At 56.3% G+C, this 26870-nt stretch carries 24 protein-coding genes; 7 read left to right on the plus strand and 17 right to left on the minus strand.

Annotation, left to right across the window (positions count from 1 at the left end; genetic code table 11):
• Positions 1-354: 354 nt before the first annotated feature.
• Together pbpC and DBY68_RS02160 are read right to left on the minus strand one after the other, a co-directional pair.
• A complete protein-coding gene (pbpC, locus tag DBY68_RS02155) occupies positions 355-2694 on the minus strand; it encodes a peptidoglycan glycosyltransferase PbpC (protein WP_108473393.1) in 2340 nt (779 codons plus the stop codon).
• 1 nt (position 2695) lies between these two features.
• Positions 2696-7639: an alpha-2-macroglobulin gene (locus tag DBY68_RS02160; protein ID WP_108473392.1), complete on the minus strand. Its 4944-nt coding sequence runs from the start codon at positions 7637-7639 to the stop codon at positions 2696-2698.
• Positions 7640-7858: 219 nt separating this feature from the next.
• On the opposite strand from DBY68_RS02160, the gene sseA reads away from it, so the two are divergent.
• Positions 7859-8704 (plus strand): 3-mercaptopyruvate sulfurtransferase, encoded by an 846-nt coding sequence (gene sseA, locus DBY68_RS02165; RefSeq protein ID WP_108473391.1) that lies wholly within the window; start codon positions 7859-7861, stop codon positions 8702-8704.
• Positions 8705-8748: 44 nt separating this feature from the next.
• Here the strand turns inward: sseA and sseB are convergent, their stop codons facing one another.
• From sseB to trmJ, 11 genes are all read right to left on the minus strand, one after another.
• Positions 8749-9525: an enhanced serine sensitivity protein SseB gene (gene sseB, locus DBY68_RS02170; protein ID WP_108473390.1), complete on the minus strand. Its 777-nt coding sequence runs from the start codon at positions 9523-9525 to the stop codon at positions 8749-8751.
• 120 nt (positions 9526-9645) lie between these two features.
• Complete coding sequence (pepB, locus tag DBY68_RS02175) at positions 9646-10932, minus strand: aminopeptidase PepB (RefSeq protein WP_108473389.1); 1287 nt, start codon at positions 10930-10932, stop codon at positions 9646-9648.
• Between the two features lie 70 nt (positions 10933-11002).
• Positions 11003-11203 carry a Fe-S cluster assembly protein IscX gene (gene iscX / locus DBY68_RS02180; RefSeq protein WP_015963428.1) on the minus strand — a complete coding sequence of 67 codons (201 nt, stop codon included), beginning with the start codon at positions 11201-11203 and terminating at the stop codon, positions 11003-11005.
• A gap of 11 nt (positions 11204-11214) precedes the next feature.
• Positions 11215-11550, minus strand: a complete 336-nt coding sequence (fdx, locus tag DBY68_RS02185; protein ID WP_015963427.1) for an ISC system 2Fe-2S type ferredoxin — start codon at positions 11548-11550, stop codon at positions 11215-11217.
• 1 nt (position 11551) lies between these two features.
• On the minus strand, positions 11552-13402 hold the full coding sequence (hscA, locus tag DBY68_RS02190) for a Fe-S protein assembly chaperone HscA (RefSeq protein WP_108473388.1): 1851 nt from the start codon (positions 13400-13402) through the stop codon (positions 11552-11554).
• Between the two features lie 15 nt (positions 13403-13417).
• Positions 13418-13933: a co-chaperone HscB gene (gene hscB / locus DBY68_RS02195; RefSeq protein ID WP_108473387.1), complete on the minus strand. Its 516-nt coding sequence runs from the start codon at positions 13931-13933 to the stop codon at positions 13418-13420.
• Positions 13934-14002: 69 nt separating this feature from the next.
• Positions 14003-14326 carry an iron-sulfur cluster assembly protein IscA gene (gene iscA, locus DBY68_RS02200; RefSeq protein WP_004104506.1) on the minus strand — a complete coding sequence of 108 codons (324 nt, stop codon included), beginning with the start codon at positions 14324-14326 and terminating at the stop codon, positions 14003-14005.
• Between the two features lie 16 nt (positions 14327-14342).
• On the minus strand, positions 14343-14729 hold the full coding sequence (iscU, locus tag DBY68_RS02205) for a Fe-S cluster assembly scaffold IscU (RefSeq protein WP_005120408.1): 387 nt from the start codon (positions 14727-14729) through the stop codon (positions 14343-14345).
• A gap of 24 nt (positions 14730-14753) precedes the next feature.
• On the minus strand, positions 14754-15968 hold the full coding sequence (gene iscS / locus DBY68_RS02210; RefSeq protein WP_015963424.1) for a cysteine desulfurase: 1215 nt from the start codon (positions 15966-15968) through the stop codon (positions 14754-14756).
• 135 nt (positions 15969-16103) lie between these two features.
• On the minus strand, positions 16104-16595 hold the full coding sequence (iscR, locus tag DBY68_RS02215; protein WP_015963423.1) for a Fe-S cluster assembly transcriptional regulator IscR: 492 nt from the start codon (positions 16593-16595) through the stop codon (positions 16104-16106).
• A gap of 248 nt (positions 16596-16843) precedes the next feature.
• Positions 16844-17578 (minus strand): tRNA (cytosine(32)/uridine(32)-2'-O)-methyltransferase TrmJ, encoded by a 735-nt coding sequence (gene trmJ, locus DBY68_RS02225; protein WP_108473386.1) that lies wholly within the window; start codon positions 17576-17578, stop codon positions 16844-16846.
• Positions 17579-17699: 121 nt separating this feature from the next.
• Between trmJ and suhB the strand changes: the two genes are divergently transcribed.
• Entirely contained in the window at positions 17700-18503 is an 804-nt protein-coding gene (gene suhB, locus DBY68_RS02230) for an inositol-1-monophosphatase (RefSeq protein WP_108473385.1), read from the plus strand.
• A gap of 72 nt (positions 18504-18575) precedes the next feature.
• Here suhB and DBY68_RS02235 read toward each other — a convergent pair whose 3' ends face one another.
• Together DBY68_RS02235 and DBY68_RS02240 are read right to left on the minus strand one after the other, a co-directional pair.
• Positions 18576-19556: a nickel/cobalt transporter gene (locus DBY68_RS02235; protein WP_108473384.1), complete on the minus strand. Its 981-nt coding sequence runs from the start codon at positions 19554-19556 to the stop codon at positions 18576-18578.
• Positions 19547-20185: a DUF1007 family protein gene (locus DBY68_RS02240; protein ID WP_108473383.1), complete on the minus strand. Its 639-nt coding sequence runs from the start codon at positions 20183-20185 to the stop codon at positions 19547-19549. The genes DBY68_RS02235 and DBY68_RS02240 overlap by 10 nt, the downstream gene beginning before the upstream one ends.
• Positions 20186-20307: 122 nt before the next feature.
• Here DBY68_RS02240 and csiE point away from each other — a divergent pair, with 122 nt between their 5' ends.
• Positions 20308-21585: a stationary phase inducible protein CsiE gene (gene csiE / locus DBY68_RS02245; protein ID WP_108473382.1), complete on the plus strand. Its 1278-nt coding sequence runs from the start codon at positions 20308-20310 to the stop codon at positions 21583-21585.
• Here the strand turns inward: csiE and DBY68_RS02250 are convergent.
• On the minus strand, positions 21582-22718 hold the full coding sequence (locus DBY68_RS02250; RefSeq protein WP_108473381.1) for a 3-phenylpropionate MFS transporter: 1137 nt from the start codon (positions 22716-22718) through the stop codon (positions 21582-21584). The genes csiE and DBY68_RS02250 overlap by 4 nt on opposite strands.
• Before the next feature lie 128 nt (positions 22719-22846).
• On the minus strand, positions 22847-23731 hold the full coding sequence (hcaR, locus tag DBY68_RS02255) for a DNA-binding transcriptional regulator HcaR (protein ID WP_108473380.1): 885 nt from the start codon (positions 23729-23731) through the stop codon (positions 22847-22849).
• Positions 23732-23864: 133 nt separating this feature from the next.
• Here hcaR and hcaE point away from each other — a divergent pair, with 133 nt between their 5' ends.
• Genes hcaE through hcaB form a run of 4 tightly spaced genes read left to right on the plus strand, consistent with a single transcriptional unit; the run spans position 23865 to position 26870 of the window.
• Positions 23865-25226: a 3-phenylpropionate/cinnamic acid dioxygenase subunit alpha gene (hcaE, locus tag DBY68_RS02260; protein WP_108473379.1), complete on the plus strand. Its 1362-nt coding sequence runs from the start codon at positions 23865-23867 to the stop codon at positions 25224-25226.
• Positions 25223-25741, plus strand: coding sequence for a 3-phenylpropionate/cinnamic acid dioxygenase subunit beta (gene hcaF, locus DBY68_RS02265; RefSeq protein WP_108473378.1), 519 nt, complete (start codon positions 25223-25225; stop codon positions 25739-25741). Before hcaE ends, hcaF begins: the two co-directional genes overlap by 4 nt.
• Positions 25741-26061: a 3-phenylpropionate/cinnamic acid dioxygenase ferredoxin subunit gene (hcaC, locus tag DBY68_RS02270; protein WP_108473377.1), complete on the plus strand. Its 321-nt coding sequence runs from the start codon at positions 25741-25743 to the stop codon at positions 26059-26061. Before hcaF ends, hcaC begins: the two co-directional genes overlap by 1 nt.
• Positions 26058-26870, plus strand: a complete 813-nt coding sequence (gene hcaB, locus DBY68_RS02275) for a 3-phenylpropionate-dihydrodiol/cinnamic acid-dihydrodiol dehydrogenase (RefSeq protein ID WP_108473376.1) — start codon at positions 26058-26060, stop codon at positions 26868-26870. The genes hcaC and hcaB overlap by 4 nt, the downstream gene beginning before the upstream one ends.

A 26870-nucleotide genomic window follows, 5' to 3' on the forward strand; every position in this document is an offset into this window, starting at 1 on the left:
GCCACTTGTCCCTATAAATAAAAAATATTCTCTTTTCTTCTGCGGGGCGTGATAATGACAGTAATCAACTAAATTAAGATAATAACATCATGTTACATTATTATTTGTTGCGCCATTATATTAAGCGAATAAATAAATATACTGAAACACATTTACTGAATAAATAAGACAATAAACAGCAAGATAATAAACTTTATTTTTATCTTTCATTCTGGTTTTGTTACGTCAGGAAGGCGGGTTAGGGTCAGATAAAGTCAATTAAGAAGAAATGATGCGACAAAGCCGTCAAATATTAACGAGTTACTTATAACTCTGATAGTTCCTGGTCTGCCCCTTGTTCTGAATAATTTCCAGTCAAAGCTGGGATCCCGATTTAAATGAGAAATGCACCGTAGCCATTTGCCCCGCTTCATCTAATACCACCAGCTGATATTGACCTTCTTTATGCAATACCAGGGTAAAACGGCTACTGGCGCTCTCCTGAGGCTCACCATTCACGAACCACCAGCGTCGTCCCTCTCCGCCGCTGGTTTGCAACGCAAGGGTAACCTGCGACTCGCCGGGTGCACGCTGAATCACCGCGCCTTCACGCACGCCCGAAAGGAGCAATGGCGGCGCGTCCGGTGAAACTTGCGGCGGACAAACGGTTGAAGCAATAGGGAGTCTGGCAGCGCGTCGCTCGCTGACGGGAAGCCAGGGCTCCAGCGGCAGCGGCCAGACATCCAGAGTGGTTTGCCTCGCATCCGGACAATCGGCTGCGACGCGTTTGCCCTGCGCATCCAGCCAAACCGGGAAGCGAATACCACGAATACCTTCCTGACCCGGCAACAGCAGCGTGGGCGGCTGACTGTTGTCCAAAAGCCAGGTGGCGAGACGACGGCGGCAGTTCGCGTCGCCTTCAGGCAGCGACTGCCCACCCGGCCAGCATATTGTTCCACCGCTCACCGAAGCAGGACGTGGGTCGGTCGGTAATCCGTTTTTCCCCGTACTGGCGTGGGAAAGCAACAAATTGCTGACCTGATTCAATAGTGGCACCGCGCTGGCGAAACCAAACTGCCCGGCAACGGGCGTGCCGTCTGGCCTGCCGGTCCAGATACCGATGCTGTAACGCGCATTCAGGCCAACGGCCCACGCATCGCGATAGCCGTAGCTGGTGCCGGTTTTCCATGCCAGCGGAACCACCTGCGGCAGCGAATCATCCGCCATCGGTTGGTCTTCTCCCGCCAGAATACGACGGATGATCCACGCCGATCCCGGCGACAATAGCGGGCGTTCCACCAGCGGATCGTCCGCAAGTAAACGTAAGCGCCCTGCTTTACCATGACGCGCAAAAGCGCTATAGGCGGCAGTGATATCTGCAAGCCTCGCCCCCGCCCCGCCGAGGATCAACGATAAATTCGGCTCCGCGCCAGCGGGCAATATCAACGGCAGACCGGCGTTTCGCAGACGCGCGGCAAACTGTTTCGGGCCGTAGGCTTCCAGAACCTGCACCGCTGGGAGATTCAGCGATCGCACCAGCGCCTCGCTCATACTTACCGGGCCGTGAAAACCGCTATCAAAGTTGCCAGGTCGGTAATCCCCCACCCGGCGCGGAACATCCTGAAGCAGCGAGGCAGGATGGATCAACCCTTCATCCATCGCCATACCATACACAAACGGTTTCAATACCGATCCCGGCGATCGGATCGCCGACACCATATCGATATGTCCAAATCGACTGTCGTCACTGATGTCTACCGATCCCACCCAGCCGCGTACCTGCATTGTACTGTTATCCACGACGATCATCGCCAGCGAACTGCGCGGCGGCAGGCGCGATTTCCAGTTAAGCGCCATCTCTTCCAGCTGACGCTGCAACCCGGCATCGAGCGTGGTGGTGATTTTTTCGGCTTTGCTCATCGTCAGCACTTTGCGCGAGAAGAGCGGCGCCAACTGCGGCATCTGCCGTGGGAACAACCAGACCGGCTCTTCACTCGCCTCTTTCACCACCTGCGCGGGCCACACCTGCTGCGTTTCCATGCGGGCCAGCACTTTATTGCGTGCCGCCTGCGCGCGTTCCGGCCAGCGATCCGGGCGTAAACGACTGGGAGCCTGCGGCAGCACGGCCAACAGCGCAGCATCGGCATAGCTCAACTGTGCCGGCGGTTTACCCAGATAGGCCCAGCTTGCCGCGCCCACGCCCTGCAACGTGCCGCCGAAAGGGGCACGATTGAGGTAGAGGGTGAGAATCTCGCGTTTTGACAGATGCCACTCCAGCTGTAACGCACGCCAGAGCTGACGAAATTTACCGCCGAAAGTACGAGGATGAGGATCCAGCAGGCGTGCCACCTGCATGGTAAGCGTGCTGCCACCTGAGACCACGCGCCCGGAGGTCAGATCCTGCCAGGCGGCACGGAGTATGGACAAGGGGTTAACACCGGGATGATCCCAGAACCAGCGATCTTCATACTGGATCAGCGCATCAAGATAGCGCGGCGACACCTCTTCGATAGTGACCGGATAACGCCAGATTCCCTCGGCGTCAGCAAAGCGCCATAGCGGTGTGCCATCCCGTGCGACCACCACGCGGGCGGGCGTGACTTCATGTAACGGCAGCGGCCAAAGTCGATCGGCCCCCAGCACCGCCAGCCACGCCACCACCGCGCTCGCCGCCAGCCAAAGCCAGCGGCGTTTAAACACAGACCACAACCACATCTTACGGCGTAACGATCAGCGGGCCATCCGCCTGGCCGGTCGCACGCCACTGCGGCACGTACATTGACTCCACCTGTGGCTGCGGCAACTGATAGGTTCCCGGCATCACCGCACGCGCCAGATAAACCAACGTGACCGGCTGGTTCTCATTGACGGCAACGGCTGCCACAAAACGATCGTCGCGGAATTCCATATGCTGAATATCCGCCTGTTGCATCTGGTTGATCAGGTTCTGCGCTTCACCAGCGTTATCCGCAAGGCTGGCACTGCTGTTTGCCAGATTCTGATTTTCCAGCTCCAGCCCGGCAGGCAGCATATCAACGACCAGTGCATCCGGAACGTTCTGGCTGGCGTTGATCTCAAGGCGCACCAGAACCAGGTCACCGCTGCGCAGTGAAGAGATGGCTTTAGGTTTACCGTCTGTACCGAGAATCTGGCGTTCAATCTGCAACACGTTGCTGACCGGCTCCGGTGAATACTCCGGATACCCGGTTGCGTCGAGGCGCAACCACAGAGGCTGGGTGCCGCTATTCGTCACCTGCAACGCGCCCAACTGGTCTGCATCCAGATTACGAGTTTGTGCTTTATCACTTTGCAACGGCGCGGCATCCAGCGACGTTTGTGCCTGCCAGTTGCCCGGTAAATCAGCAAGACCCCGCCCCGCCAGGAAGAGCGAATTGCTCTCCTGGGTGGATAACCAACGCTCGCCAAATGCCTGTTCAGAGAGCGTTTGCAGCAGCGTGTTCTGCGCATCTGGCAGTAGCTTGTTCTCTTCCATCAACGCCAGCATCAGCGCGTTATCACGCAGCGCGCTGCCGTAATCGCCAATCCAACGAGGTGTGTCTGCACGCGGTGTTTTCAGCGCCAATTGAATCGCTTCTTCGCTACGCGGCGCGTCACCCATTGCTTTCAGGGCGACGCCCAGCTGCATCAGCGGCAGGCCGGATTTTGCCTGTGCGTGACGTTCCCAGATTTCGCGCAGTGCGCCAAGCGGCGCCTTCTGCTGACGCGCCAGCACCTGCGCGGCATAAGCCTGCACAGCAAAGCGGCTGGCAGCGTTATCATCGCTGTAGCGCATCGTCATCAACCCTGGCTCCTGCAAATACCGCAGCAGACGGTTGTTGCCTTTGTTGATGGCGTCTGCCGGCACGCTGTAACCCTGCTCGACTGCGCGTACCAGGAAGTCCATCGCGTAGGCCGTCAGCCAGTACTCTTCGGGGCCTTCTTTATCCCACAACGCGAAACCGCCATCCTGACGCTGCATTTGCAGCATACGGGAGATCCCAACGTCCACCGCCGCGCGGCGTTTCTCATCGCTGTCGCCGGTAATACCGAGCATTTTGAGCTGCGCCGCATTGGTGTACAGCGATGGGAAGAGACCGCTGGCAGTCTGCTCCAGACAACCATAGGGATACGCTTTCAACTCGCGAATATAGCGCGCCAGGTTCAGCGGCGGCTTGCCGCTCAGCAGCAGTTGCCCCTGCACCGTTGCCGGGGAGAAATTCGCCAGATAGCCCTGCGGCACACTCCAGCTTTCACCCGGCTGCAACGCCGCGCCGCTGTTCACCGTCTGTGCCGGGAAGGCCGGGCGCACGCCCAGCTTCCAGGATTTACTCACCGGTGGCAGCGTTTCACCCGGTAATGTCAGGCCACTTACCGTGATATCCACCTGACCGTCGCCAAACCCCTCTTTCGCGCTGACTGGCACAAACTGAATATTGCGCACGCCCGGCTGTAACGTAATGGGTGCGGGTTGGGCGCCTTCCAGTTGAATCAGCCCGCTTGCGGCTAATTGTACGTTCAGCGTCTGCGGTTTATCCGTCAGGTTAGTGATATCGAGCGTCAGACGCGCGGTATCGCCACCCGCCAGGAAGCGCGGCATGTTGAGCTCAGCAATGACCGGCGCGGCAACCACCACTTTATCTTCGCTGCTGCCAAAATCTTCATCGCTCCACGCCTGCGCCATCACGCGCAACTCGCCGTTAAAATCGCCGATTGGCAGAGTGACAGTGCCTTCACCATTTTCATCAAGCGTTCCCGGCTGGGCCTGTTGCGCGATAATGGTGACGTGGTTAACCGGCGGCTTACCGCCGCGTTTCAGTTCGTCACCATCACCACCAAAGCGCAGGTTCGCCAGACGTCCCTGCCCTTCAATCACCTGGCCGTAGATATCATAGATATCCGCACCATAGCGTTTCTGGCCGAAGAAGCCCTGCCACGGATCCGGCGTGGTGTAATCAGTAATGTTCAGCACGCCGCTGTCCACCGCCGAAAGCAGTACATTCACCTGTTTCGGTGCAGCGCCTTCTTTGCGATCGACTTTCACTTTCACCGTCAGCGGCTGATTTGGGCGCATTTTCGCAGGCGCATCAAGGGCGATATTGAGACGGCGGTTTTCATCGCCGAGCGGCAGATGCAGTACACCGACCGCGCGTTTTGGTGTAGCGGAACGGGATTTATCACCCGGACGCACCACCAGCGTGCTCAAATAGAGGTCATGACGATTCCAGCTTTTATCCACCGGAATGGAGAGATCCAGCCCTTCCGCCGGAACGGTTATCTCCTGCCACCACAAGGGGCCTTCACTCGATTCCACCATCGCGTAACCCTTGCCCGCCGCCGGTGCGGCAACGTGCAACTTGATGGTGTCTCCTGGTTTATAGGACGGTTTATCCAGCTTCATGGTCACCCGATCCGGACGCGCCGCGCCGCTGCCATCGCTGTTATCCTGCCAGCTGTAACCGGCCCAGAAACGAACACTACTGATGGTGTCGTTCGGCCCTTTGACTTCCAGACGATAAGCGCCCCACTCAACCGGGAAACTGACCTTACCGGTTTCATCGGCTTTTAGGTTAAGGCTCTCTTCGCCTTCCACCAGGTCTTTCTGGTCAAACTGGGATTTCCAGCCTTCATCTTCCGACCAGTTCCAGTAATAGTCGCGACGTTCGCGGATCAAGCGTACCTGAAGGCCCTCAACCGCCTTGCGCTCACCCTGAGCGTTGGCGTAAACGATATCAAATGCGGCCTGACTGTCTTCATCGACAATCGACTGATTCACCGTGGTGTCGGTGCGATAGTCATACACCGCTTTGCTGGCGAACTGCGGACGAATACCCGGCAGTTCCGGTGCAGGCCAGATAGCCTGTTCGGCACGACGCGTCACCGGACGGCCACCCGATTCCAGCAGGCTGGCCTGTAAAATGACCTGCAACGGGGAATGTGCTTCCTGCCACTGGCTGGAGGTAGTCACTTCCCCGCGCCCTTTTTCGTCCAGCGTCAGGCTGGCTTCATCGAGACTGCGCGAGAGATTCTCTTCAGCAATATCGCCAAACTGGAAACCCGGCAGGGCAGCCACCGCATCACGAAGCGGACGCAGGAACAGCTTGCCCTGTAAGGTGTTGCCATTGGCCGGTGCGCCATAGAGGTAGTAACCGACTACGCCAAACTTCACCTCATCTTCTGGCGCCAGCGGGGTTTTCTCGGCGCTCAGGTTTAGCGCCAGACGCTCTGGCATGAAATCTTCGACGTGGAAATCCCACGCCTGACGCTGGTTATCGCCGGTGTTGGCGCGGATATGCCACATCCCGGTCGCCGCACCGCTGTCGAGCGGATAGGTGAACTGATACAGACCGTTCACCGGTTTGCTGACCACGCTGCGCACCACCTGACCGTCAGGTTTCACCACCTCGATTTTGACCGGTTGTTCCGCCAGCGGTTTGCCATCGCCATCGCGAAGCAGGCCGTTAAGAATGACGGTTTCACCAGGACGATAGAGATCGCGTGGGCCAAACATGAAGAACTGTTTGCTAAAGCCAGGCGCACCGGCAATGGCGAATTCTGCGAGATCGAGCGCCGGAAGTTTGAGATCGAGAAGCGTGGTTTGACCATCTTTTCGCGCCAGCACCAGCGCCGCGTCTTTATCGGTTTGCAGCGTGGCGTGGCCCTGCGCATCGCTGTTCGCCTGCGCCAGGGTTTGCCCTTTTTCGTTCAGCAGTTGGACATCGACCGCCCCCTGCGCCGCGCCGTTTTCCAGACTTTGGGTAAAGACGTCCAGTCGATTGTGATAGCGGTGCGCAGAAAGGCCGATATCGCTCAGGGTAAAGAGCGTGGCGGCGTTGCTGTAGTTGTAGTGTCCTGCCTGATTCATCACCGCGATATACACACCGGACTGTTGCAACGGTTTAATATCTTTCAGCGGCAGCAGCAGTTTCTCGCGGGTGTTACGTTCCGGGTTGAGATCGAATCGTCCGGTATAGACTAAATCCGCCATCTTCAGCAGTTCGTCAGATTCCCAGTTACTCAGTGAGTTACGGTACTCCCACGAACTAACAAACGACGCCAGCGATTCCGGCTTCACGCGGTAGAAGTTGACATCGACGTTGTTGATGTTGAGCGCCATCACTGGCAGCCCTTCCACCACTTTACCCGGCAGCAGCGAGCCGCGGCTGGCGAAGCCGACCGTTGGCGCAATATCACGGGTAGAAATGGTTTTTTCGACGCCTTTGCCCAGCGTCTCTTTATTCACCGCGACCAGCTCAGGGTCGACGGTGACAATCAGTTCACGTTTTGGCTCCAGATGCCGCAGACGCAACTCTTTCAGATTTGGGGCAAGCTCCCAGGCACCGTCAATTTTGCCGTTCTTTTTATCAACGACATGGACGGTTTTGGCGAAATCCTGATTGGGGTCGAGCGGCACCGAGAAAGTGAGCACCAGCGCTGACGCGCCTTCAAGCTGCACTTCAGAGGCATCCAGCAGGGTTAAGGCTTTGCCCTGATTCTGTTGAGCCAGTTTGGCTAACGTCGCGCTATCAGGTTTTGCGGGAGCAGGGGCAGCCGTTGTGGCCGCAGGTGCAGGCGCAACGGTTTTCTCTTTATCGCTATTATCACAGCCGGCAAGCGTCGACGCGGCAAGCAGCGCAAGTGCCGCCAAACGGAAGGGTTTCATCCTTAGAACCTCTGGCTATGGAGCCTGTTTGTCATGAATGCTCAATAGTATTACGCGTGAACGGCCTTTTACCACCTCCCCGGACGTTTAAATGACTGTATTTTTCTGAATTATTTATTCAGTAACTTATTCGGTGTTATCACATACCAGGAGTCATTAACTTGTCACTGCCCGGCAAAACGCCGACAATTCGTTTACAACTGATAAATGGAGGCCCATATGAGCACCTCTTTCTTTGTCGCCGCCGACTGGCTGGCAGAACACATTAACGACCCGGAAGTTCAAATTATCGATGCCCGGATGGCACCGCCGGGGCAGGAACATCGTGATATGGCCGCAGAATACCACGACGGCCATCTGCCGGATGCCCTCTTCTTTGATATTGAAGCGCTCTCGGATCACACCTCTTCCCTGCCGCACATGATGCCTCGCCCGGAAGCCTTTGCCGTCGCCATGCGCGAACTGGGCGTCAGTAGCGATAAACATCTGGTGGTTTACGATGAGGGCAATCTCTTCTCAGCCCCGCGCGCCTGGTGGATGCTACGCACGTTTGGTGCGGAAAAAGTCTCGATTCTGGCGGGGGGATTAGCAGGCTGGCAACGCGATGATTATCTGCTTGAGCAGGGTAATGTCGATATGGTCGAAGGCGACTTCGAAGTGAAATTCGACGCTCAGCAGATCAAGCGGCTGACCGATGTGCTGCTGATTAGCCACGAAGGCACCGCGCAAATTGTCGATGCCCGCCCGGCCCCACGCTTTAATGCCGAAGTCGACGAGCCACGTCCGGGTTTACGTCGTGGGCACATTCCTGGGGCGCGCAACGTGCCGTGGGGCGATTTAGTCTTCAACGGTGAACTGAAAACCGTGGATGAATTAACCGCTATTTTTGACCGCGCAGGCGTTGACCTCAACCGCCCAATCGTCGCCAGCTGCGGTTCAGGCGTAACGGCTGCAGTGGTTGTGCTGGCACTGGCAACGCTGGAGGCTGATGACGTGACGCTGTACGACGGTGCCTGGAGTGAATGGGGTGCGCGCGATGACTTGCCGGTTGAGCCGGTAAAATAACGCGGGCCGCAGGATGCCGCCCTACGGGGCGGCCTTCCTCAAAACTAGATAATCCGATTCTGTTTAAAATCACGCAGGAAGCCGCCCCAGCGGCGTTCGTAGAACGGCGTGATGTGTTCGGTAATAAAGTGGCTGATTCCCTTTTCCCCTTTTACCACCTGGCAGATGTCAATCGGTTCATCGCCCGGTAGCGTATCGGTCGCCACGCTGCCTGCGGCGTGAATAATCTCTTCAATATCACCGTCTGCTTCAATACCAATCAGCAGATTCGCTTCGCCTTCTGCGCTCTCTTTAATAGAACAGATAAACGCGCGTTTCACCGGTTTGATGGTTTTAAACAGCGTCGTGAGTGAGTCGACCATTTGGGCTGGCGGCTCCGCCACTTCTGACAGGATCAGCGATTCGCCGCCTTCCAGAATTTCCTGGGTACTGAGCGGATTGCCTTCTTCACCAATTAGATGGCTGATTTCGCGCGGGGTGAACGCTTTCCCGGTTGGCAATTTGGCGTTAAGGAACAGCGTTTCGCCAAGAGTCATTTCAAACAACGTGCGAACGGGCATGACCACGAACGCCTGTTCCTCTTCAACGGCCTGCTGCAAGGCTTCCAGCGAAGTGAAAAAGGGAATAACGGAAGTGCCATCATCCTTTTCCCAGTGCTGTAAATCGAGTGCGCTGTCTTCCACAATTTGTTCGCCTTCCGCCGCTGTACCGGGCACCCACACGGTGGATTCCAGCAGCGTGCGGAAAAACGCCGGGCGATGCGCCGGTTCGGTCGCCGCCTGCTCAAGCAGGGTTTCTAATTCGTTTTTAGTGTTGGACATGGTGGGTTCCAGAATGTCGGTTTTCCCCTCACCCCGGCCCTCTCCCAAAGGGAGAGGGAGAAAACCGCACAGAACAGTTCCCTCTCCCTTTGGGAGAGGGTTAGGGTGAGGGGTAATAATTTATTCAGCGGTCAGCAGATTCGCAATCGTACGCACGCCCAGCCCGGTCGCGCCGGCGGCCCACTGCTCTACCGCGCCTTTGCGATAAGTCGCGGAGCAGTCGATGTGCAACCAGCCTTTGTGATAGTTCTCAACGAAGTGAGACAGGAAACCCGCCGCCGTGCTTGCACCCGCCGGATAGGTGGCGTTCGCAGTGTTGTTCAGCTCGGCAAAGTTGGACGGCAACTGGTTACGATGGAACTCCGCCAGCGGCAGGCGCCAGAACGGTTCGTTTTCCGCAGCCGCGCTCGCCAGCATACGATTTACCAGGCCGTCATCGAAGCTGAACAGCGCGTGATAATCGTTGCCCAGCGCCGTTTTTGCCGCCCCGGTCAGGGTTGCAGCGTCAATGATCAGTTCTGGTTTCTGCGCAGAGGCATCAATCAGGCCATCGGCCAGCACCAGACGCCCTTCAGCATCGGTGTTCATCACTTCGACGTTTTTACCGTTGCGATAGTGAATGATATCGCCCAGTTTGAAAGCGTTACCGCTCACCATGTTATCGGCGCAGCAGAGGTACAGTTTGACGCGTTTGTTCAAACCACGCGTAATTGCAAACGCCAGTGCGCCCGTTACCATCGCCGCACCGCCCATGTCGGACTTCATCGAGTCCATGAACGCGCTTTGCTTCAGGCTATAACCGCCGGAATCGAAGGTAATACCTTTCCCGACCAGGCAGGCGTAAACCGGCGCGTCTTTATCGCCGGTTGGGTTGTAGTCCAGCGCCAGCAGTACCGGCGCACGCTCAGAGCCACGGCCTACGGTGTGAATACCCATGTAATTCTGCTCACGCAGATCTTCGCCTTTGGTGATGCGATAAGAAACCTGATCACAAGCGACGCTACACAGCAGATCGACCGCACGCTGCGCCAGCTGTGACGGGCCAACCTCTTCCGCCGGGGCGTTGATGGTATCGCGCACCCAGTCGATGATGGTCAGGCGGTTATCGAGTTCCTGACGCTGCGCGTCATCCAATTCCGGCCATTCCACTTTACGCGTGCCTTTCGGCCCTTTATAACCGGCCCAGAAAGCCCACGCGCTGTCGGCGCTCCAGCCTTCGCCGGCCAATGCTACGTGTTTAATGCCCAGACCATCAATTTTACGCGCCGCGCGCTGAATCAGGCCCAGATCGTCCTTACCGGTGAGGTGCAGAGAGATTCCATTATCGTTAATGCTATAAGTCGCTTTTTCGCCCCAGCGCGCATCGGCGGGCTGCGTGGTAAGCGTAATATTCATCGCTTCGGTCATTTATTTATCCTTATTCGTAAACGGGCCGTATTAGCAATACGGGCCACCCGAAGGCAGCCCGTTATGTGACTTATTCAGCTTCGTCTAACCAGACTAGCAGAATTGCCTCAAGGATTTTTTCATTTGATGCCTGAGGGTCATCATCAAAATCCTCAAGGTCGCAAATCCATTGGTGCAGGTCAGTAAAGCGCACGGTCTTCGGATCGGTATCCGGGAAGGTGTCGTAAAGCGCTTCGCCGATTTCACGGCTGTCGGTCCACTTCAGTCCCATACTATCCTCTGTTAATGCTCACGTGCGTGGTTAATAGTGTAACGCGGGATTTCGACCACCAGATCTTCGTCGGTGACGCGCGCCTGACAGCTCAGACGGCTATCCGGTTCCAGCCCCCAGGCTTTATCCAGCATATCGTCTTCGTCTTCAGTGCTTTCCGGCAGAGAATCGAAACCTTCACGCACGATGCAGTGGCAGGTGGTGCAGGCACAGGATTTTTCGCAGGCGTGTTCAATCTCGATACCGCTACGCAGCGCCGCATCCAGAATGGTTTCACCGGTCTCAGCTTCCACAACTACGCCATCCGGACACAGATCCTGGTGGGGCAGAAAAACAATCTTTGGCATATTAAACCTCGTCCACGGATTGGCCTTTCAGCGCAGTACGGACGGATTTATCCATACGGCGAGCGGCGAATTCCTGGGTTTGTTTATCAACGTTTTTAATGGCTTGTTCTATAGCGTCAGTATCATTGCCTTCGGCTACCGCGCGCAGCTGCGCAGCGGCTTCATCAATCTCCTGACGTTCTGCGGCGCTTAACAGCGCGGCATCGGCGGCCAGAGCACCGGTCAAACTCTCCAGTACGCGTGCTGCTTCTACTTTTTGCTCCGCGAGCATACGGGCTTTAACATCGTGCTCAGCGTAGCTCATGGAATCCTGAATCATGGTGGCGATTTCACCGTCGGTCAGACCGTAGGACGGTTTGACCTGAATTGAGGATTCAACCCCGGTGGATTTCTCCATCGCGGTCACGCTTAACAGCCCGTCGGCATCCACCTGGAAAGTGACGCGAATATGCGCGCCACCCGCCGGCAGCGCCGGAATACCACGCAACGCAAAGCGCGCCAGCGAGCGGCAATCCTGCACCAGTTCGCGCTCGCCCTGCATCACGTGAATAGACATCGCCGTCTGGCCATCTTTAAAGGTGGTAAACTCCTGCGCACGCGCCACCGGAATGGTGGTGTTACGCGGGATCACTTTCTCAACCAGCCCGCCCATCGTTTCCAGGCCGAGCGACAGCGGAATAACGTCCAGCAGCAGCATTTCGCTGTCTGGCTTGTTACCCACCAGAATATCGGCCTGAATCGCCGCACCGATGGCAACGACTTTATCCGGGTCAATAGAGGTGAGCGGCGTGCGGCCAAAGAATTCACCCACTCGTTCACGCACCAGCGGCACACGGGTTGAACCACCGACCATCACCACTTCCAGCACCTCATCCGCTTCCACGCCTGCGTCTTTCAAAGCGCGGCGACAGGCCATCAGAGTACGTTTAACCAGCGGGGAAATAAGGTCGTTAAACTGTTCGCGGGTGATGTCGCCTTTCCAGCCAGCAACCTCAACCGTCACGCTGTCAGCGTCACTCAGGGCGATTTTAGCGGCGATGGCAGCATCCAGCAGTTCACGCTGGACGCGGTTATCGCTGCGATCGGGAATACCCGCCTGTTCGCGAATGTAGTCCGCCAGCAAATGGTCGAAGTCATCACCGCCGAGGGCGGAATCCCCCCCCGTCGCCAGCACTTCAAACACGCCGCGGCTTAAGCGCAGAATAGAGATATCAAACGTACCGCCGCCCAGGTCATAGACGGCAATCACGCCTTCCTGACCGGAATCCAGGCCATAGGCAATGGCCGCAGCAGTCGGTTCGTTGAGCAGACGCAGCACGTGCAGGCCCGCCAGACGCGCGGCGTCTTTGGTGCCCTGACGCTGTGCATCGTCAAAATAGGCCGGAACGGTAATTACCACGCCGTCAAGTTCACCGGCGAGCGATTCAGTTGCCCGCGCCGCCAGCGCTTTGAGGATATCGGCAGAGACGCGAATCGGGTTCAGCACACCGGCTTCAGTGACCAGCATCGGCAGGCCATTTTCGCTCGCCTCAAACTGGTACGGCAGGTGCGGATAACGCGCCTGGATGTCAGCCAGCGAGCGGCCCATCAGACGTTTGACGGAGCTTATCGTGTTAGCTGGATCCTGCGCGGCATTGGTGCGCGCATCATAACCCACGACGTGGCCCTGTGCCTGGTAATGGACAACAGAGGGCAGCAGGTGACGGCCCTGGCGGTCAGCCAGTGTTTCCGCCTGACCGCTACGGACCGTCGCAACCAGAGAATTGGTGGTGCCTAAATCAATGCCAACCGCCAGACGACGCTGATGCGGCGCGGCACTCAGACCAGGCTCACTAATTTGTAATAAGGCCATATTGAGCTTCCGAAATTAATAGTCGAGCAGTTTTTCTTCGAGTTGTTCAGCACTGCTGCGCAGTTTATCGAGAAAACGCAGTTTACGCACGGTATCGGCCGCCGTCTCCCACGCTTCATCGTCTAATTCTTTCACCATCTGCTGATGGCGAGTGTCGAACATCGCTTTCACGCGTTTAATAAACCCTTCCAGCCGCGCGTCATCCTTCGCCTGTTCAATCTCGTCCAGCTCTTCGCGCAGTTCCAGTTGTTCCATCAGAAAGGCGGTATCGCGCACCGTGTGCTGCTCGCTGCCTAAATCAAATCCGTGCAGCGAAAGCAGATACTCTGCGCGCGGCAGCGGATGGCGCAGCGTTTGCCAGGCCTGATTAATGGTTGCGGAGCGTTGTACTGCGGCCAGTTGTTCGGCCTCGCTTGCGCTGGCGAATTTGTCGGGATGGTTCTGACGTTGCAGATCCTGAAAACGGGTCGCAAGGGCCTGAGTATCGACGTGATAGTGGGCGGGTAACCCGAAGAGGCTGAAGTAATCCATAACAATCTCAGGGTAAATAAAACAAAACCCCACCCACAGATGGCCTGCGGTGGGGTTGGTGACGTTCAGTTACACGTTAAAGCTTTCGCCGCAACCGCACTCATCTTTGACGTTCGGGTTGGTGAATTTAAACCCTTCGTTCAGGCCTTCTTTAACGAAGTCCAGTTGAGTGCCGTCGAGGAATTGCAGGCTTTTACCGTCGATCACTACCTTCACGCCTTTGTCTTCGAACACGGTATCTTCTGCCGCAGGTTCATCAACAAATTCCAGTACATACGCCATACCCGAGCAGCCGGAAGTTCTCACGCCCAGACGCAGACCAAACCCTTTACCACGGTTGGCCAGGAAGGTATTGACTCGCGCTGCTGCACTGTCGCTCAATGTAATCGACATAACAAAACCTCAATTCTTATTTTGCTTCACGTTTGCTTTTGTAATCCGCAATGGCGGCTTTAATCGCGTCTTCTGCCAGGATAGAGCAGTGAATTTTCACTGGCGGCAGTTCAAGCTCGTCTGCGATGTCGGTGTTTTTAATCGCCTGTGCTTCGTCCAGAGACTTGCCTTTTACCCATTCGGTAACCAGCGAGCTGGACGCAATGGCAGAACCGCAGCCGTAGGTCTTGAAACGCGCGTCTTCAATGATACCTTCATTGTTGACTTTGATCTGCAACTTCATCACGTCGCCACACGCTGGCGCGCCAACCATGCCGCTACCGACGCTCTCATCGCTGTTGTCGAAAGAGCCAACGTTGCGCGGGTTCTCGTAATGATCAATAACTTTTTCGCTGTATGCCATGATTGAATTCCTCTTATCTACCGATTAGTGATGTGACCATTCGATGCTGTTCAGATCCACGCCCTGTTTGAACATTTCCCACAGAGGAGAAAGGTCGCGCAGACGGCCAATGGAGTTACGAACCAGTTGAATGGTGTAGTCAATCTCTTCTTCGGTAGTAAAACGACCTAAAGAGAAACGGATAGAGCTGTGTGCCAGCTCGTCGGTCATACCCAGTGCGCGCAGCACGTAGGATGGCTCGAGGCTTGCAGACGTACAGGCGGAACCGGAAGACACGGCCAGATCTTTCAGCGCCATAATCAGCGATTCACCTTCAACAAAGTTGAAGCTGACGTTAAGGATGTTCGGTGCGCCCTGCTCAAGGTCACCGTTCAGGTAAACTTCTTCCATATCCTTCACGCCGTTCCACAGACGGTTACGCAGACCGCGCAGACGGGCCATTTCGGTTTCCATCTCTTCTTTCGCGATACGGTAAGCTTCGCCCATGCCGACGATCTGGTGAACAGGCAGAGTACCGGAACGCATGCCGCGCTCGTGACCGCCGCCGTGCATCTGTGCTTCGATGCGGATACGCGGTTTACGACGCACATACAGCGCGCCAATGCCTTTCGGGCCATAGATTTTGTGGCCGGAGAAGGACATCAGGTCAACTTTCAGCTGGCTCAGGTCGATAGGCAGTTTGCCCACGCTCTGGGTCGCATCAACGTGGTAAACAATACCGCGCGCACGGCACATTTCGCCGATGGTCGCGATGTCCTGTACCACACCGATTTCGTTGTTCACGTGCATGATAGAAACGAGGATGGTGTCATCACGCATCGCCGCTTCGAGTTCTTTCAGGTCAATGATACCGTTGCGCTGAGGGGCAAGGTAGGTGACTTCAAAACCTTCACGCTCAAGCTGACGGCAGGTGTCCAGCACAGCTTTATGCTCGGTTTTGCTGGTAATAATGTGCTTGCCTTTTTTCTGATAAAAGTTGGCTGCACCTTTAATTGCCAGGTTGTCCGATTCGGTTGCACCGGAGGTGAAGACGATTTCGCGAGGATCCGCACCGACCAGATCGGCAATCTGATTACGGGCGATATCTACCGCTTCTTCAGCCTGCCAGCCAAAACGGTGAGAACGGGAGGCCGGGTTACCAAAGGTTCCGTCCAGGGTCAAAAACTGCATCATTTTCTCGGCAACACGCGGGTCCACCGGCGTGGTTGCGGAGTAATCGAGATAAATCGGTAATTTCATTGCTCTTAAACTCCGTACATCGCTTCAATGCAAGGAATCAGGCTATCGGCTGGATGTACGACCGAGGAGACGGAGCGCGGTACGCTCCGGCCTGATTCTGAAATCTCTTTATTATCCGTCGCGCGGATAGTTATTTTACGCGCGCAGTTTGACGTCGATTGCGTCTTGCGCACGGGTGCTGCGCGTGGTTTCATGGGTGTGCTGGCGACCAGACACATCCAGTACTTCCTGGTTATTCACCAGTTCGCCCAGCGTAATGTTGTTCAGGAAGCCGGTCAGGCGATCGCTCAGGTCGCGCCACAGTGCGTGAGTCAGGCATTTATCGCCACCCTGGCAGCCGCCTTTACCCTGACAACGGGTCGCATCGACGGATTCGTCAACTGCGCTGATAACTTCGCCAACCGCGATGTGGTTAGCTTCTTTACCCAGCAGATAGCCGCCGCCAGGGCCGCGAACGCTGGATACCAGACCATTTTTACGCAGACGGGAGAACAGCTGCTCCAGGTAGGAAAGTGAAATTCCCTGTCGTTCTGAAATATCGGCCAACGGCACCGGGCCCGCTTCGGAGTTGAGTGCAACGTCCAGCATCGCGGTCACGGCGTAACGCCCTTTAGATGTCAGTCTCATGTCTTACTTAACCTCAAACTCGCCCCTGCCCGGGGTTTTTAATAATATATGTGTGGGTATTGCATAGCAGGACCAAGTCTGACATTCCCGAGTAAAATGGTCAACTATTTACTTGAGTAATTTAGTCAGGTATTTAACATTCAGTGCGGTCTGATGCCCTCACCCCGGCCCTCTCCCACAGGGAGAGGGGGAACACCGCGCACAATCTGTCCTCTCTCTCAGGGAGAGGGTTAGGGTGAGGGTGGCCCTTATGACTTCTTATTCTGCTGCTCAATCGACGCCAGAATCCCGCGCAGGATGTTCAGCTCCTGGCTTTCCGGACGCGCTCGCGTAAACAAACGACGCAGTTTGTTCATGACCTGCCCCGGATGGTTTTCGCGGATAAAGCCGGTACTCAGCAGCGTTTGTTCCAGATGACCATAGAAACGTTCCAGATCATCAACCAGCGGATACGGCGTTTCGTCGTGCTCGGCTTTTGCTTCACCGCTTTCCTGCGCCGCCAGCCACGCCATGCGCACCTCATAAGAGATAACCTGCACCGCCATCGCCAGGTTCAGCGAGCTGTATTCCGGGTTAGCGGCAATCGCGACGTGATAATGGCATTTTTGCAATTCTTCGTTGGTCAGGCCAACGCGCTCACGGCCAAACACCAGCGCCACCGGCGCGTGTTCCGCTTCAGCAACGCTTTTCAGCCCACATTCGCGCGGGTCGAGCATCGGCCACGGCAGCGTGCGCGAACGCGCGCTGGTACCGACCACCAGGCTGCACCCCGCCAGCGCTTCATCGAGCGTATCGACAATATTGGCGCTACCAATGACATCGCTGGCTCCGGCAGCCAGAGCGATAGCCTGGGAGTCAGGTTTTACCAGCGGATTTACCAGCCAAAGATTGGTTAAACCCATGGTTTTCATGGCGCGGGCCACTGAGCCCATATTGCCGGTGTGAGAGGTTTCAACCAGCACAATTCGAATATTTTGCAGCATTGTCTTTCTTCGTCTAAAGATTATTCGGCCATATTATCATAAAGCGAAGACAGAGTCCGAATTCGCTGTTATGATATGCGCCGTTTTTCCCCGTTCTTTAACATCCAGTGAGAGTAACCTGATGCATCCGATGCTGAACATCGCCGTGCGCGCCGCGCGCAAGGCGGGTAACCTGATTGCCAAACATTACGAAACGCCTGATTCTGTTGAAACCAGCCAGAAAGGCAGCAACGATTTCGTAACCAACGTTGATAAAGCGGCTGAAGCCATTATCATCGAAACCATTCGCAAATCTTACCCGCAACACACCATTATCACCGAAGAAAGCGGTGAACATGTTGGCGACGATCTGGATGTTCAATGGGTTATCGATCCACTGGATGGCACCACTAACTTCGTTAAACGTCTGCCGCACTTTGCGGTCTCCATCGCCGTACGCATCAAAGGCCGTACTGAAGTTGCGGTGGTTTACGATCCCATGCGTAACGAACTCTTCACCGCGACTCGTGGTCAGGGCGCACAGTTGAACGGCTACCGTCTGCGTTGCAGCACCGCGCGTGACCTCGACGGCACGATTCTGGCGACCGGTTTCCCGTTCAAAGCCAAACAGCACGCTCCTGCATACATGAATATTCTGGGTAACCTGTTCACCGAATGTGCCGACTTCCGTCGCACCGGTTCCGCAGCGCTGGATCTGGCTTACGTTGCCGCAGGCCGCGTAGATGGTTTCTTTGAAATTGGTCTGAAGCCGTGGGATTTCGCCGCAGGTGAACTGCTGGCGCGCGAAGCGGGCGCTCTGGTGTGCGATTTCACCGGTGGTCATAACTACATGATGACCGGCAACGTGGTTGCGGGTAACGCACGCGTTGTCAAAGCGATGCTGGCGAACATGCGTGACCAGTTGAGCGAAGCGCTGAAGCGCTAAACAATTGTTGTGCCCGGTGGCGCTCACGCTTACCGGGCCGACAAAAATGTCAGTGTATCCCTCATCCCACTTTTAAAACGGCCGCATCCCCCGCCCAACCGGCACCGCACTCACCCACATCACCACTGCCGCCGTCATCAATAGCGCGCCACCGGCTAATGCCAGCGTTGTCCAGCCCACCTGTCGCCATAATACCGGCGCTCGATTTCCACTCAGCCGTACCGCCAGTTGGCGGAAACTGTGCACCAGTAGCGCGAGCGATGAGATGGTCAGAGACGTACCCGCCGCCATTGCCAGCGCCGATGCCATTCCCCAGGCAAATACGCCAATCACTTTACTGAACAACAGCACCATTATTGCGCCAGAGCACGGACGCATGCCCATCGAGAGCACCACCATCAGGCGCGCGCGCCAGTCGTCGCCGCTGCGAATTTGCTCCGGATCGGGCAGATGTTTATGCCCGCATCCGCAGTGTTCATCATGGATGTGAACCGGTTTAAACGCGGTAAAAGTCGGTTTACGCAGCAGTCGTCGTAGCGTTTTCAACGCTCGCCAACACAGCATCAGCCCCAACACGCCCACCAGCGCATAGCTGGCTTTCTCCAGCCAGAACCCGCTCACGTGAAGCTGTCGCGCGGGTAATTGCAGCAGCGTTAACACCACCACGACCAGCGCAATCGCCACCAGCCCCTGTAACAGTGACGAGGCCAGCGTCAGTCCAATACTTGATTTGAGCTTTGAGGGATGCGTAGCCAGCCAGGTGGCAATCACCACTTTTCCGTGCCCCGGCCCTAACGCATGCAGCACGCCGTAGATAAAGCTAAACAGCAGCAGCGAGCCGCCCGCCTGGGTTGGATTCTCCGACACCGCCTTCAGCAATCCGCTCATCTGCTGATTCACTTCACGCTGCCAGATGATGCTTTTTATCATGATTTGCGGCCATGCCTGCCACAGCCAGAAACCCGCCAGCACGCTCAGCAGCAGAAAAACGGCCAACGGCCAGAGCGCCAGCCAGCGGTGTGACGGGCGTTTAACGAGCGCATTCACTGACATGTTAGCGTCACCTTCTGGGCAAATTGTTTGCCAAGTTCCATGTCTTCATCCGGCGCATCTTCTTTATCGAGCGACAACGCATATGACATCATCTCTTCACTGGGCTGCGGCGTATGCACCGCCAGTTTGCAGGCCGATTGCAAACTCGCGGGCAGCGAGACATCCCCGTCCTTTTCATAGTGCATATCGACGTAATAGGTTGGATCAAACGTCGAGAAGGAATAGGTCTGCCCGGCTAACGTCTGGGGATTCGCCAGCGGCAGCGTAAACGTCAGCACCGCCTGATGCCCCTCCCGCGCCAGACCGTAGTCAGTTGGCAGATTTTCAAATTTTACCTTTTTGCCGTTGTGCCAGAATTCGGTGAAGTAGTGCTGGCCCAGCACGTTAGCCATCACCTCCGCCGCCAGTTTTTTCCACACTTCATCGCCCGGTTTAGCCTTTCCGGCGTCATACAACAGGTCTGCTGATGTTAATTCATCCATTACCCAGCGCATTTTCAGACCGCTCATCTGCCCATCCTGTGCCACGACCTGCGTCGTCAGGGTGATAAAGCTATGCGGGTGCGCCTGGGCGCTAGGCGATAAAACCGCGAAAAAGAGCAGACTTACGCTTTGTTTCACTCTCTTCATCCGTTCCTCAGTGAAAAATTCTGTGACCGACGCCGATATTCCTTACGTAAAGAGGCTGAGCACTCCGACGAAAGACTATCCTTTAGCTATTCTTATCAAAAACGCAAACTGGAATCTTTCAGATGATGACGCTTATGGAACCTCCATCTGTGCTTTCCAGTCCACAGCGCCGCTGCCAGGTGCTGCTGATGTTCTACCTTCCCGACCATACCATTACGCCCGAATTCATTGGCGAAGTGAATGGTGTCGATGCAACAACGGCCCGGCAAGATATAGCCGAGACGGGAGAGGAGATCCAGCGTTACCATCGTCTGGCGATTGCCAGCGGAGCGGACGGCAGCTATCGGATTGAAGGCACCACGCTCGATTTACGCCTGTGCTTACTGCACTGGCTGCGGCGCGCCTTCCGTTTATGCCCGCATTTTGTCAGCCACCATTTTACCCCGGCGCTTAAAACGCAGCTTAAACAGCAGGGCATCGCCCGCACGCTGTACGACGATACTAATTTGCAGGCGCTGGTTAACCGCTGCGGGCGTAGCTTACAACGCCAGTTCGAGTGCCGCGACACACAGTTCTTGCGCCTCTACCTGCAATACTGCCTGCTTCAGCATCATCAGGGAGAGAGCCCTACTTTTAACTCGCTGCAAAGTACCTGGACCCGTACCACTCAGGAGTTTCAGGTGGCCGCCGAGATTATCCGCCACTGGCAACGACGCATTCACCGGCAGCCTCACTGTAGCGAACAACAGTTTCTGGCACTGCTGTTTATGCTGATGCGCACGCCCAACCCGGTTTACGATGGTCATGCGCAGGATCGTCAGTTACATCTGGCGATTGACCAGCTTATTGACCGTTTTCAGCAACTGGCCGGGCGGCAGTTGGGTGATGAAAAAAGCCTGCGCGATCAGCTCTATATTCACCTTGCACAGGCGCTGAATCGCTGTATTTTCGGCATCGGCATTGATACGCATCTCACCGAAGAGATTCACCGGCTGTATCCGCGATTAATGCGCACCACGCGCGAGGCGTTGGCTGATTTCGAGACACGCTATACTCTGCAATTCAGTCATGAAGAGGCGGCGCTGATTGCCATTATTTTTGGTGCGGGGCTCATGCAGGAGAGCGAGTTACATGAGAAAGAAGTGGTGCTCCTGACGGGTGATAACCCGGCGCTGGAGCAAGAAATTGAGCAGCAGCTTCGGGAACTCACCCTGCTGCCGCTCAATGTAAAATATCTGGCGGCGCGAACCTTCCAGAAAGAGGGCGCGCCGAAAAGTGCCAGCCTGGTGGTGTCGCCCTACGCAATCGCCCTGCCGTTGTTCTCACCGCCGCTGATCCATGCCGATCGGCCATTAAGCGATCATCAGCGGCAGCACATCTGCAAGATCCTCGACGCTTAAGCGGTTACCGCTTTCGGGCGCAGAATCAACGCCGGCAGCGCGACCAGCGCCATCACCCAGAATACGCCCTGGTGCAGATGCTGGTACAGGAAACCGGCGAATACCGTCATCACCGCGATACTGCCGCCCATCGCCACCGCAGAGTACACGGCCTGCAGGCGAATCACTTCATTTCCCTGACGCGCGGCGATATAACGCATGGCCGCCAGATGGCAGACGGTAAAGGTTCCGCAGTGCAGGATCTGCGCGACAATCAGCCACAGTAGTTCTGTAGTCCAGCCCATGATTCCCCAGCGAATCACGCCGCACACCGCCGACAGTAGCAGCAGGTCACGCGCGCTAAAGCGGCGGAAAACTTTTTTGCTCAGAGCAAAAATCACCACTTCAGCCACCACGCCGAGCGACCAGAGGTACCCTACCGACGAAGCAGAATAACCCGCCCCCTGCCAGTAAATAGCGCTGAAACCATAGTAGGCCGCATGCGCGCCTTGTAATAAGCACACGCAGGCGAGGAAACGCCAGCTCTGCGCCACCAGCGTTCGCCAGGCGCGCCACCCCGCCGCCTCCTGATGACGAGATGCCCCTTGCGGCATGACTGAAGGCCGCAACAGCATACCGAGCAGCATAGAAGCGATCCCCAGGCTTAGCAGCACCAGAATCGCATGATAATCAAACAAGCTAACCAGTTTGCCCGTCAACGCCGAGCCAATCACAAAGGCAATCGAGCCCCAGAGGCGCACCCGGCCATAATCCATGGTGATTTGCTTCTGCCAGGTATTGGCAAGCGCATCGGTCAGCGGCACCAGCGGCGAGAAAAAGAGGTTAAAGCCAATCATCACCACCATCAACCAGGCAACGTGACTACCGGCCCAGAAGGCCATCGCAAACAGCAGCGTTAGCAGCGCCAGAACACGCAACACGCTGATTAATCGGGAGGGATCGCTCACACGCGGCGCAATCAGCAGGCTACCAAGAAAACGTGCTACCAGGCCCGCGCCAAGCAGAACGCCGATGGTTTCAGGCGTTAGCCCTGCGCCCTTGAGCCAGACGCTCCAGAAAGGCAGAAAAATACCGTAGCTGAAAAAATAGGTGAAGTAACTGAGCGCCAGCCAGCGCGTTGAGTGCAAGACCATGATTTCCTCCAGAATGGAGGCGACAGTCTGGCGGTAAAACGTTTGCCTGGCGCGAGTACGGATTAAAAATCGTGATCTTCGTCACTTATTTTCGATGACCGCACACCGGATTCACAGAAATATGAGAGTTACAGCAACTCACATCGCGTCTTCACAATATCAATAAAGTCGCGCAGCGCCGGTTTCAACTCGCCCTTTTTCCACGCCATCAGCAGGGCGATTGTCGGCGCATCGCCCGCCAGCGGGCGAAACACCACCTGCCCGGTGTTGAAACTCTGCATGTAACCGGGGATGAGCGACACGCCGAGCCCCATGCCCACCAGGTTCATGGTGACCAGAATATTGGTCGCCATCTGCACTATCTTCGGCTGACACTGCTGATCGGTAAGCCACTTATCGACGATCGACGCCAGCGCGCCGGAATAAGCGGGATCGGTACTGATAAAATCAACGCCGTTTAGCTGTGCCGCACTAATTTTACGCTCCCGCGCCAGCGGATGCGTGGCGGGCATCACCACCGCCAGCGGTTCATGAAACAGCTCCAGATAATCAATTTCCGGGTTATAGATGGGATGGCGCATCAGGCCGACATCCAGCTCGCCGCTGCGCAATTTTTCTTCCTGCTGGGTGGTTATCAGGCTCACCAGTTCGATGTGCGTTTCGGGTTGACGCAAGCGCAACAGCGGCATCACTTTCGGCAGCAAATTGACTTCCGCCGAAGGTACAAAACCAATCACCAGATGATTTCCCTGCATGGCAGCGCTACGTGCGCGAACCTTCGCCTGCTCTGCCTGATCAAGGATCGCGAGCGCATCGGTTAGAAAACATTCACCCGCCGTGGTCAGCGTTACTTTGCGTTTATCTCTCTCCAGCAACGAGACGCCCACGCACTGCTCCAGGTCGCGGATCTGACTACTGAGCGACGGCTGCGAGGTATGCAGTTTTTCCGCCGCGCGCGTGAAGTTTAGCTCCTGCGCGACGGCCACAAAGTAGCGAAGGTGTCTCAGTTCCATGCCCTTCTCCCTGTCATAGATAAAACGTCTCAGCTGGTAGAAATTAAGTATTTCACATAACAACAACCAATTAGCAACATAGTAAAGACACAAAAACCAGAAGGTCAATACCTCTTACCCACGAGATAACGATATGACCACGAAAACACCTGTAGACATCTACTCTCTGATCGATACCCACAACGGTAGCGTGACCCCGCGCATTTACACCGATCCTGACATCTATCAACTGGAGCTTGAACGCATTTTTGGTCGTTGCTGGCTGTTCCTGGCGCACGAAAGCCAGATCCCAAAAGCTGGCGACTTTTTTAACACCTACATGGGCGAAGACGCAGTCGTTGTCGTGCGCCAGAAAGACGGCAGTATCAAAGCCTTTTTGAACCAGTGTCGCCACCGCGCCATGCGCGTGAGCTATGCCGATTGCGGCAATACCAAAGCATTCACCTGCCCCTACCACGGCTGGTCTTACGGCATTAACGGCGAGCTGATTGATGTGCCGCTGGAGCCACGCGCCTATCCGCAGGGCTTGTGTAAATCCCATTGGGGATTAAACGAAGTGCCCTGCGTAGAAAGCTACAAGGGGCTGATTTTTGCCAACTGGGATACCTCCGCCCCGCCGCTGCTGGATTATCTGGGTGATATGGCCTGGTATCTCGACGGTATGCTGGATCGCCGGGAAGGCGGTACCGAAATCGTCGGCGGCGTGCAGAAATGGGTGATCAACTGCAACTGGAAATTCCCGGCAGAACAGTTCGCCAGCGACCAGTATCACGCCCTCTTCAGCCATGCTTCCGCCGTGCAGGTGCTCGGTGCGAAAGATGACGGCAGTGATAAACATCTTGGCGACGGCCAGACCGCGCGTCCGGTGTGGGAAACGGCGAAAGATGCCTTACAGTTCGGCCAGGACGGGCACGGCAGCGGCTTCTTCTTCACTGAAAAACCGGACGCCAACGTTTGGGTAGACGGCGCTGTCTCCAGCTATTACCGCGAAACCTACGACGAAGCCGAGCAGCGACTGGGTAAAGTGCGCGCCCTGCGTCTGGCCGGTCATAACAATATTTTTCCGACGCTCTCGTGGCTGAACGGCACCGCCACACTACGCGTCTGGCACCCCCGCGGCCCGGATCAGGTGGAAGTGTGGGCCTTCTGTATCACCGATAAAGCCGCCTCTGATGAGGTTAAAGCGGCCTTTGAAAACAGCGCCACCCGCGCCTTCGGCCCGGCGGGTTTCCTCGAGCAGGATGACTCGGAAAACTGGTGTGAAATCCAGAAGCTGCTGAAAGGCAACAAAGCCCGTAACAGCCAGCTCTGCCTGCAAATGGGGCTGGGCCAGGAGAAACGTCGCGAAGACGGCATTCCGGGCATGACCAACTACATCTTCTCAGAAACCGCCGCGCGCGGGATGTATCAGCGTTGGGCCGATCTCCTCTCCAGCGATACCTGGCAGGAAGTGGATGAGAAAACCGCCGCCTACCAGCAGGAGGTGATGAAATGAGCAATCCCGTCTCTTTAGAACTGCATCATCGCATCGCCCAGTTTCTCTATCTGGAAGCGTCACTGCTCGACGACTGGCGTTTCCGCGACTGGCTGGATCAGCTTGATGACGACATCATCTACACCATGCGCACCACGGTAAACGCACAAACCCGCGATCGTCGTAAAGGGAAACAGCCGCCGACGACCTGGATCTTTAACGACAACAAAGATCAGCTCGAGCGCCGAATCGCCCGCCTGGAAACCGGGATGGCGTGGGCCGAGGAGCCGCCGTCACGCACGCGCCATATGGTCAGTAATATCCAGGTGAGCGAAACAGCGCAGCCGGATGTGTTTGCCGTTCGCGTGAATTATTTGCTCTATCGCGCGCAAAAAGAGCGTGATGAAACCTTTTACATCGGAATGCGCTTCGACAAAGTGCGCCGCCTGGATGGCGAACAGTGGCGTCTGCTGGCACGTGAAATCGTGCTCGACCAGGCGGTGATCACCTCCCACAACCTGAGTGTATTGTTCTGATGAGCCGTGTATTTGCCTGCTCCACTGCGGAGTTGCCGGAGGGCGAAGCGCTCCGGCTGGAAACGTCCCCCGTTATCGCCCTGTTTCACGTCGGCGGGGAATTCTTTGCCATCAACGACCGTTGCAGCCACGGCAACGCGTCGATGTCTGAAGGGTATCTGGAAGATGATGCCACTGTGGAATGCCCGTTACACGCCGCCAGTTTCTGCCTGAAAACCGGTAAAGCGCTGTGCCTGCCCGCAACCGATGCTATCGCCACATACGCGGTGTATGTGGAAGGCGGCGAAGTGTTTGTTGATCTTCCGGAGGAGGCGTCATGAGTGATTTAAAAGATGAAGTGGTTTTCATCACCGGTGGCGGCTCCGGCCTGGGGCTCGCGCTGGTCGAGCGCTTTATTGAAGAGGGTGCAAAGGTTGCCACGCTCGAACTGTCGGGCGCGAAGGTTGCCAGCCTGCGCCAGCGTTTTGGCGAACATGTGCTGGCGGTCGAGGGGAACGTCACCTGTTACGCCGATTATCAGCGTGCGGTTGACCAGACGCTGACGCAGTTTGGCAAGCTGGACTGTTTTATCGGTAACGCGGGCATCTGGGATCATAACGCCTCGCTGGTGAACACACCTGCCGACGCGCTGGAGAGCGGCTTCCACGAGCTGTTTAACGTCAACGTGCTCGGGTATTTACTGGGTGCGAAAGTCTGCGCCCCGGCGCTGATCGCCAGCGAAGGCAGCATCATTTTCACGCTCTCAAACGCCGCCTGGTATCCGGGGGGCGGCGGCCCGCTGTATACCGCCAGCAAACACGCGGCGACGGGTTTAATTCGCCAGCTTGCCTATGAACTGGCGCCAAAAGTGCGCGTCAACGGCGTCGGCCCTTGTGGCATGGCAAGCGATCTGCGTGGCCCGCAGGCGCTGGGGCAGAGCGATACCTCGATTATGCAGTCGCTGACGCCGGAAAAAATTGCCGCCATTCTGCCGCTGCAATTCTTCCCCGACCCGGCAGACTTCACCGGGCCCTATGTGATGCTGGCGTCACGGCGCAATAATCGGGCGCTGAGTGGCGTCATGATTAACGCCGACGCGGGCCTGGGCATTCGCGGCATTCGCCACGTTGCCGCCGGACGCGATCTCTAA

It is taken from the genome of Pseudocitrobacter sp. RIT415 (genome assembly GCF_003057695.2).
Lineage (GTDB): Bacteria > Pseudomonadota > Gammaproteobacteria > Enterobacterales > Enterobacteriaceae > Pseudocitrobacter > Pseudocitrobacter faecalis.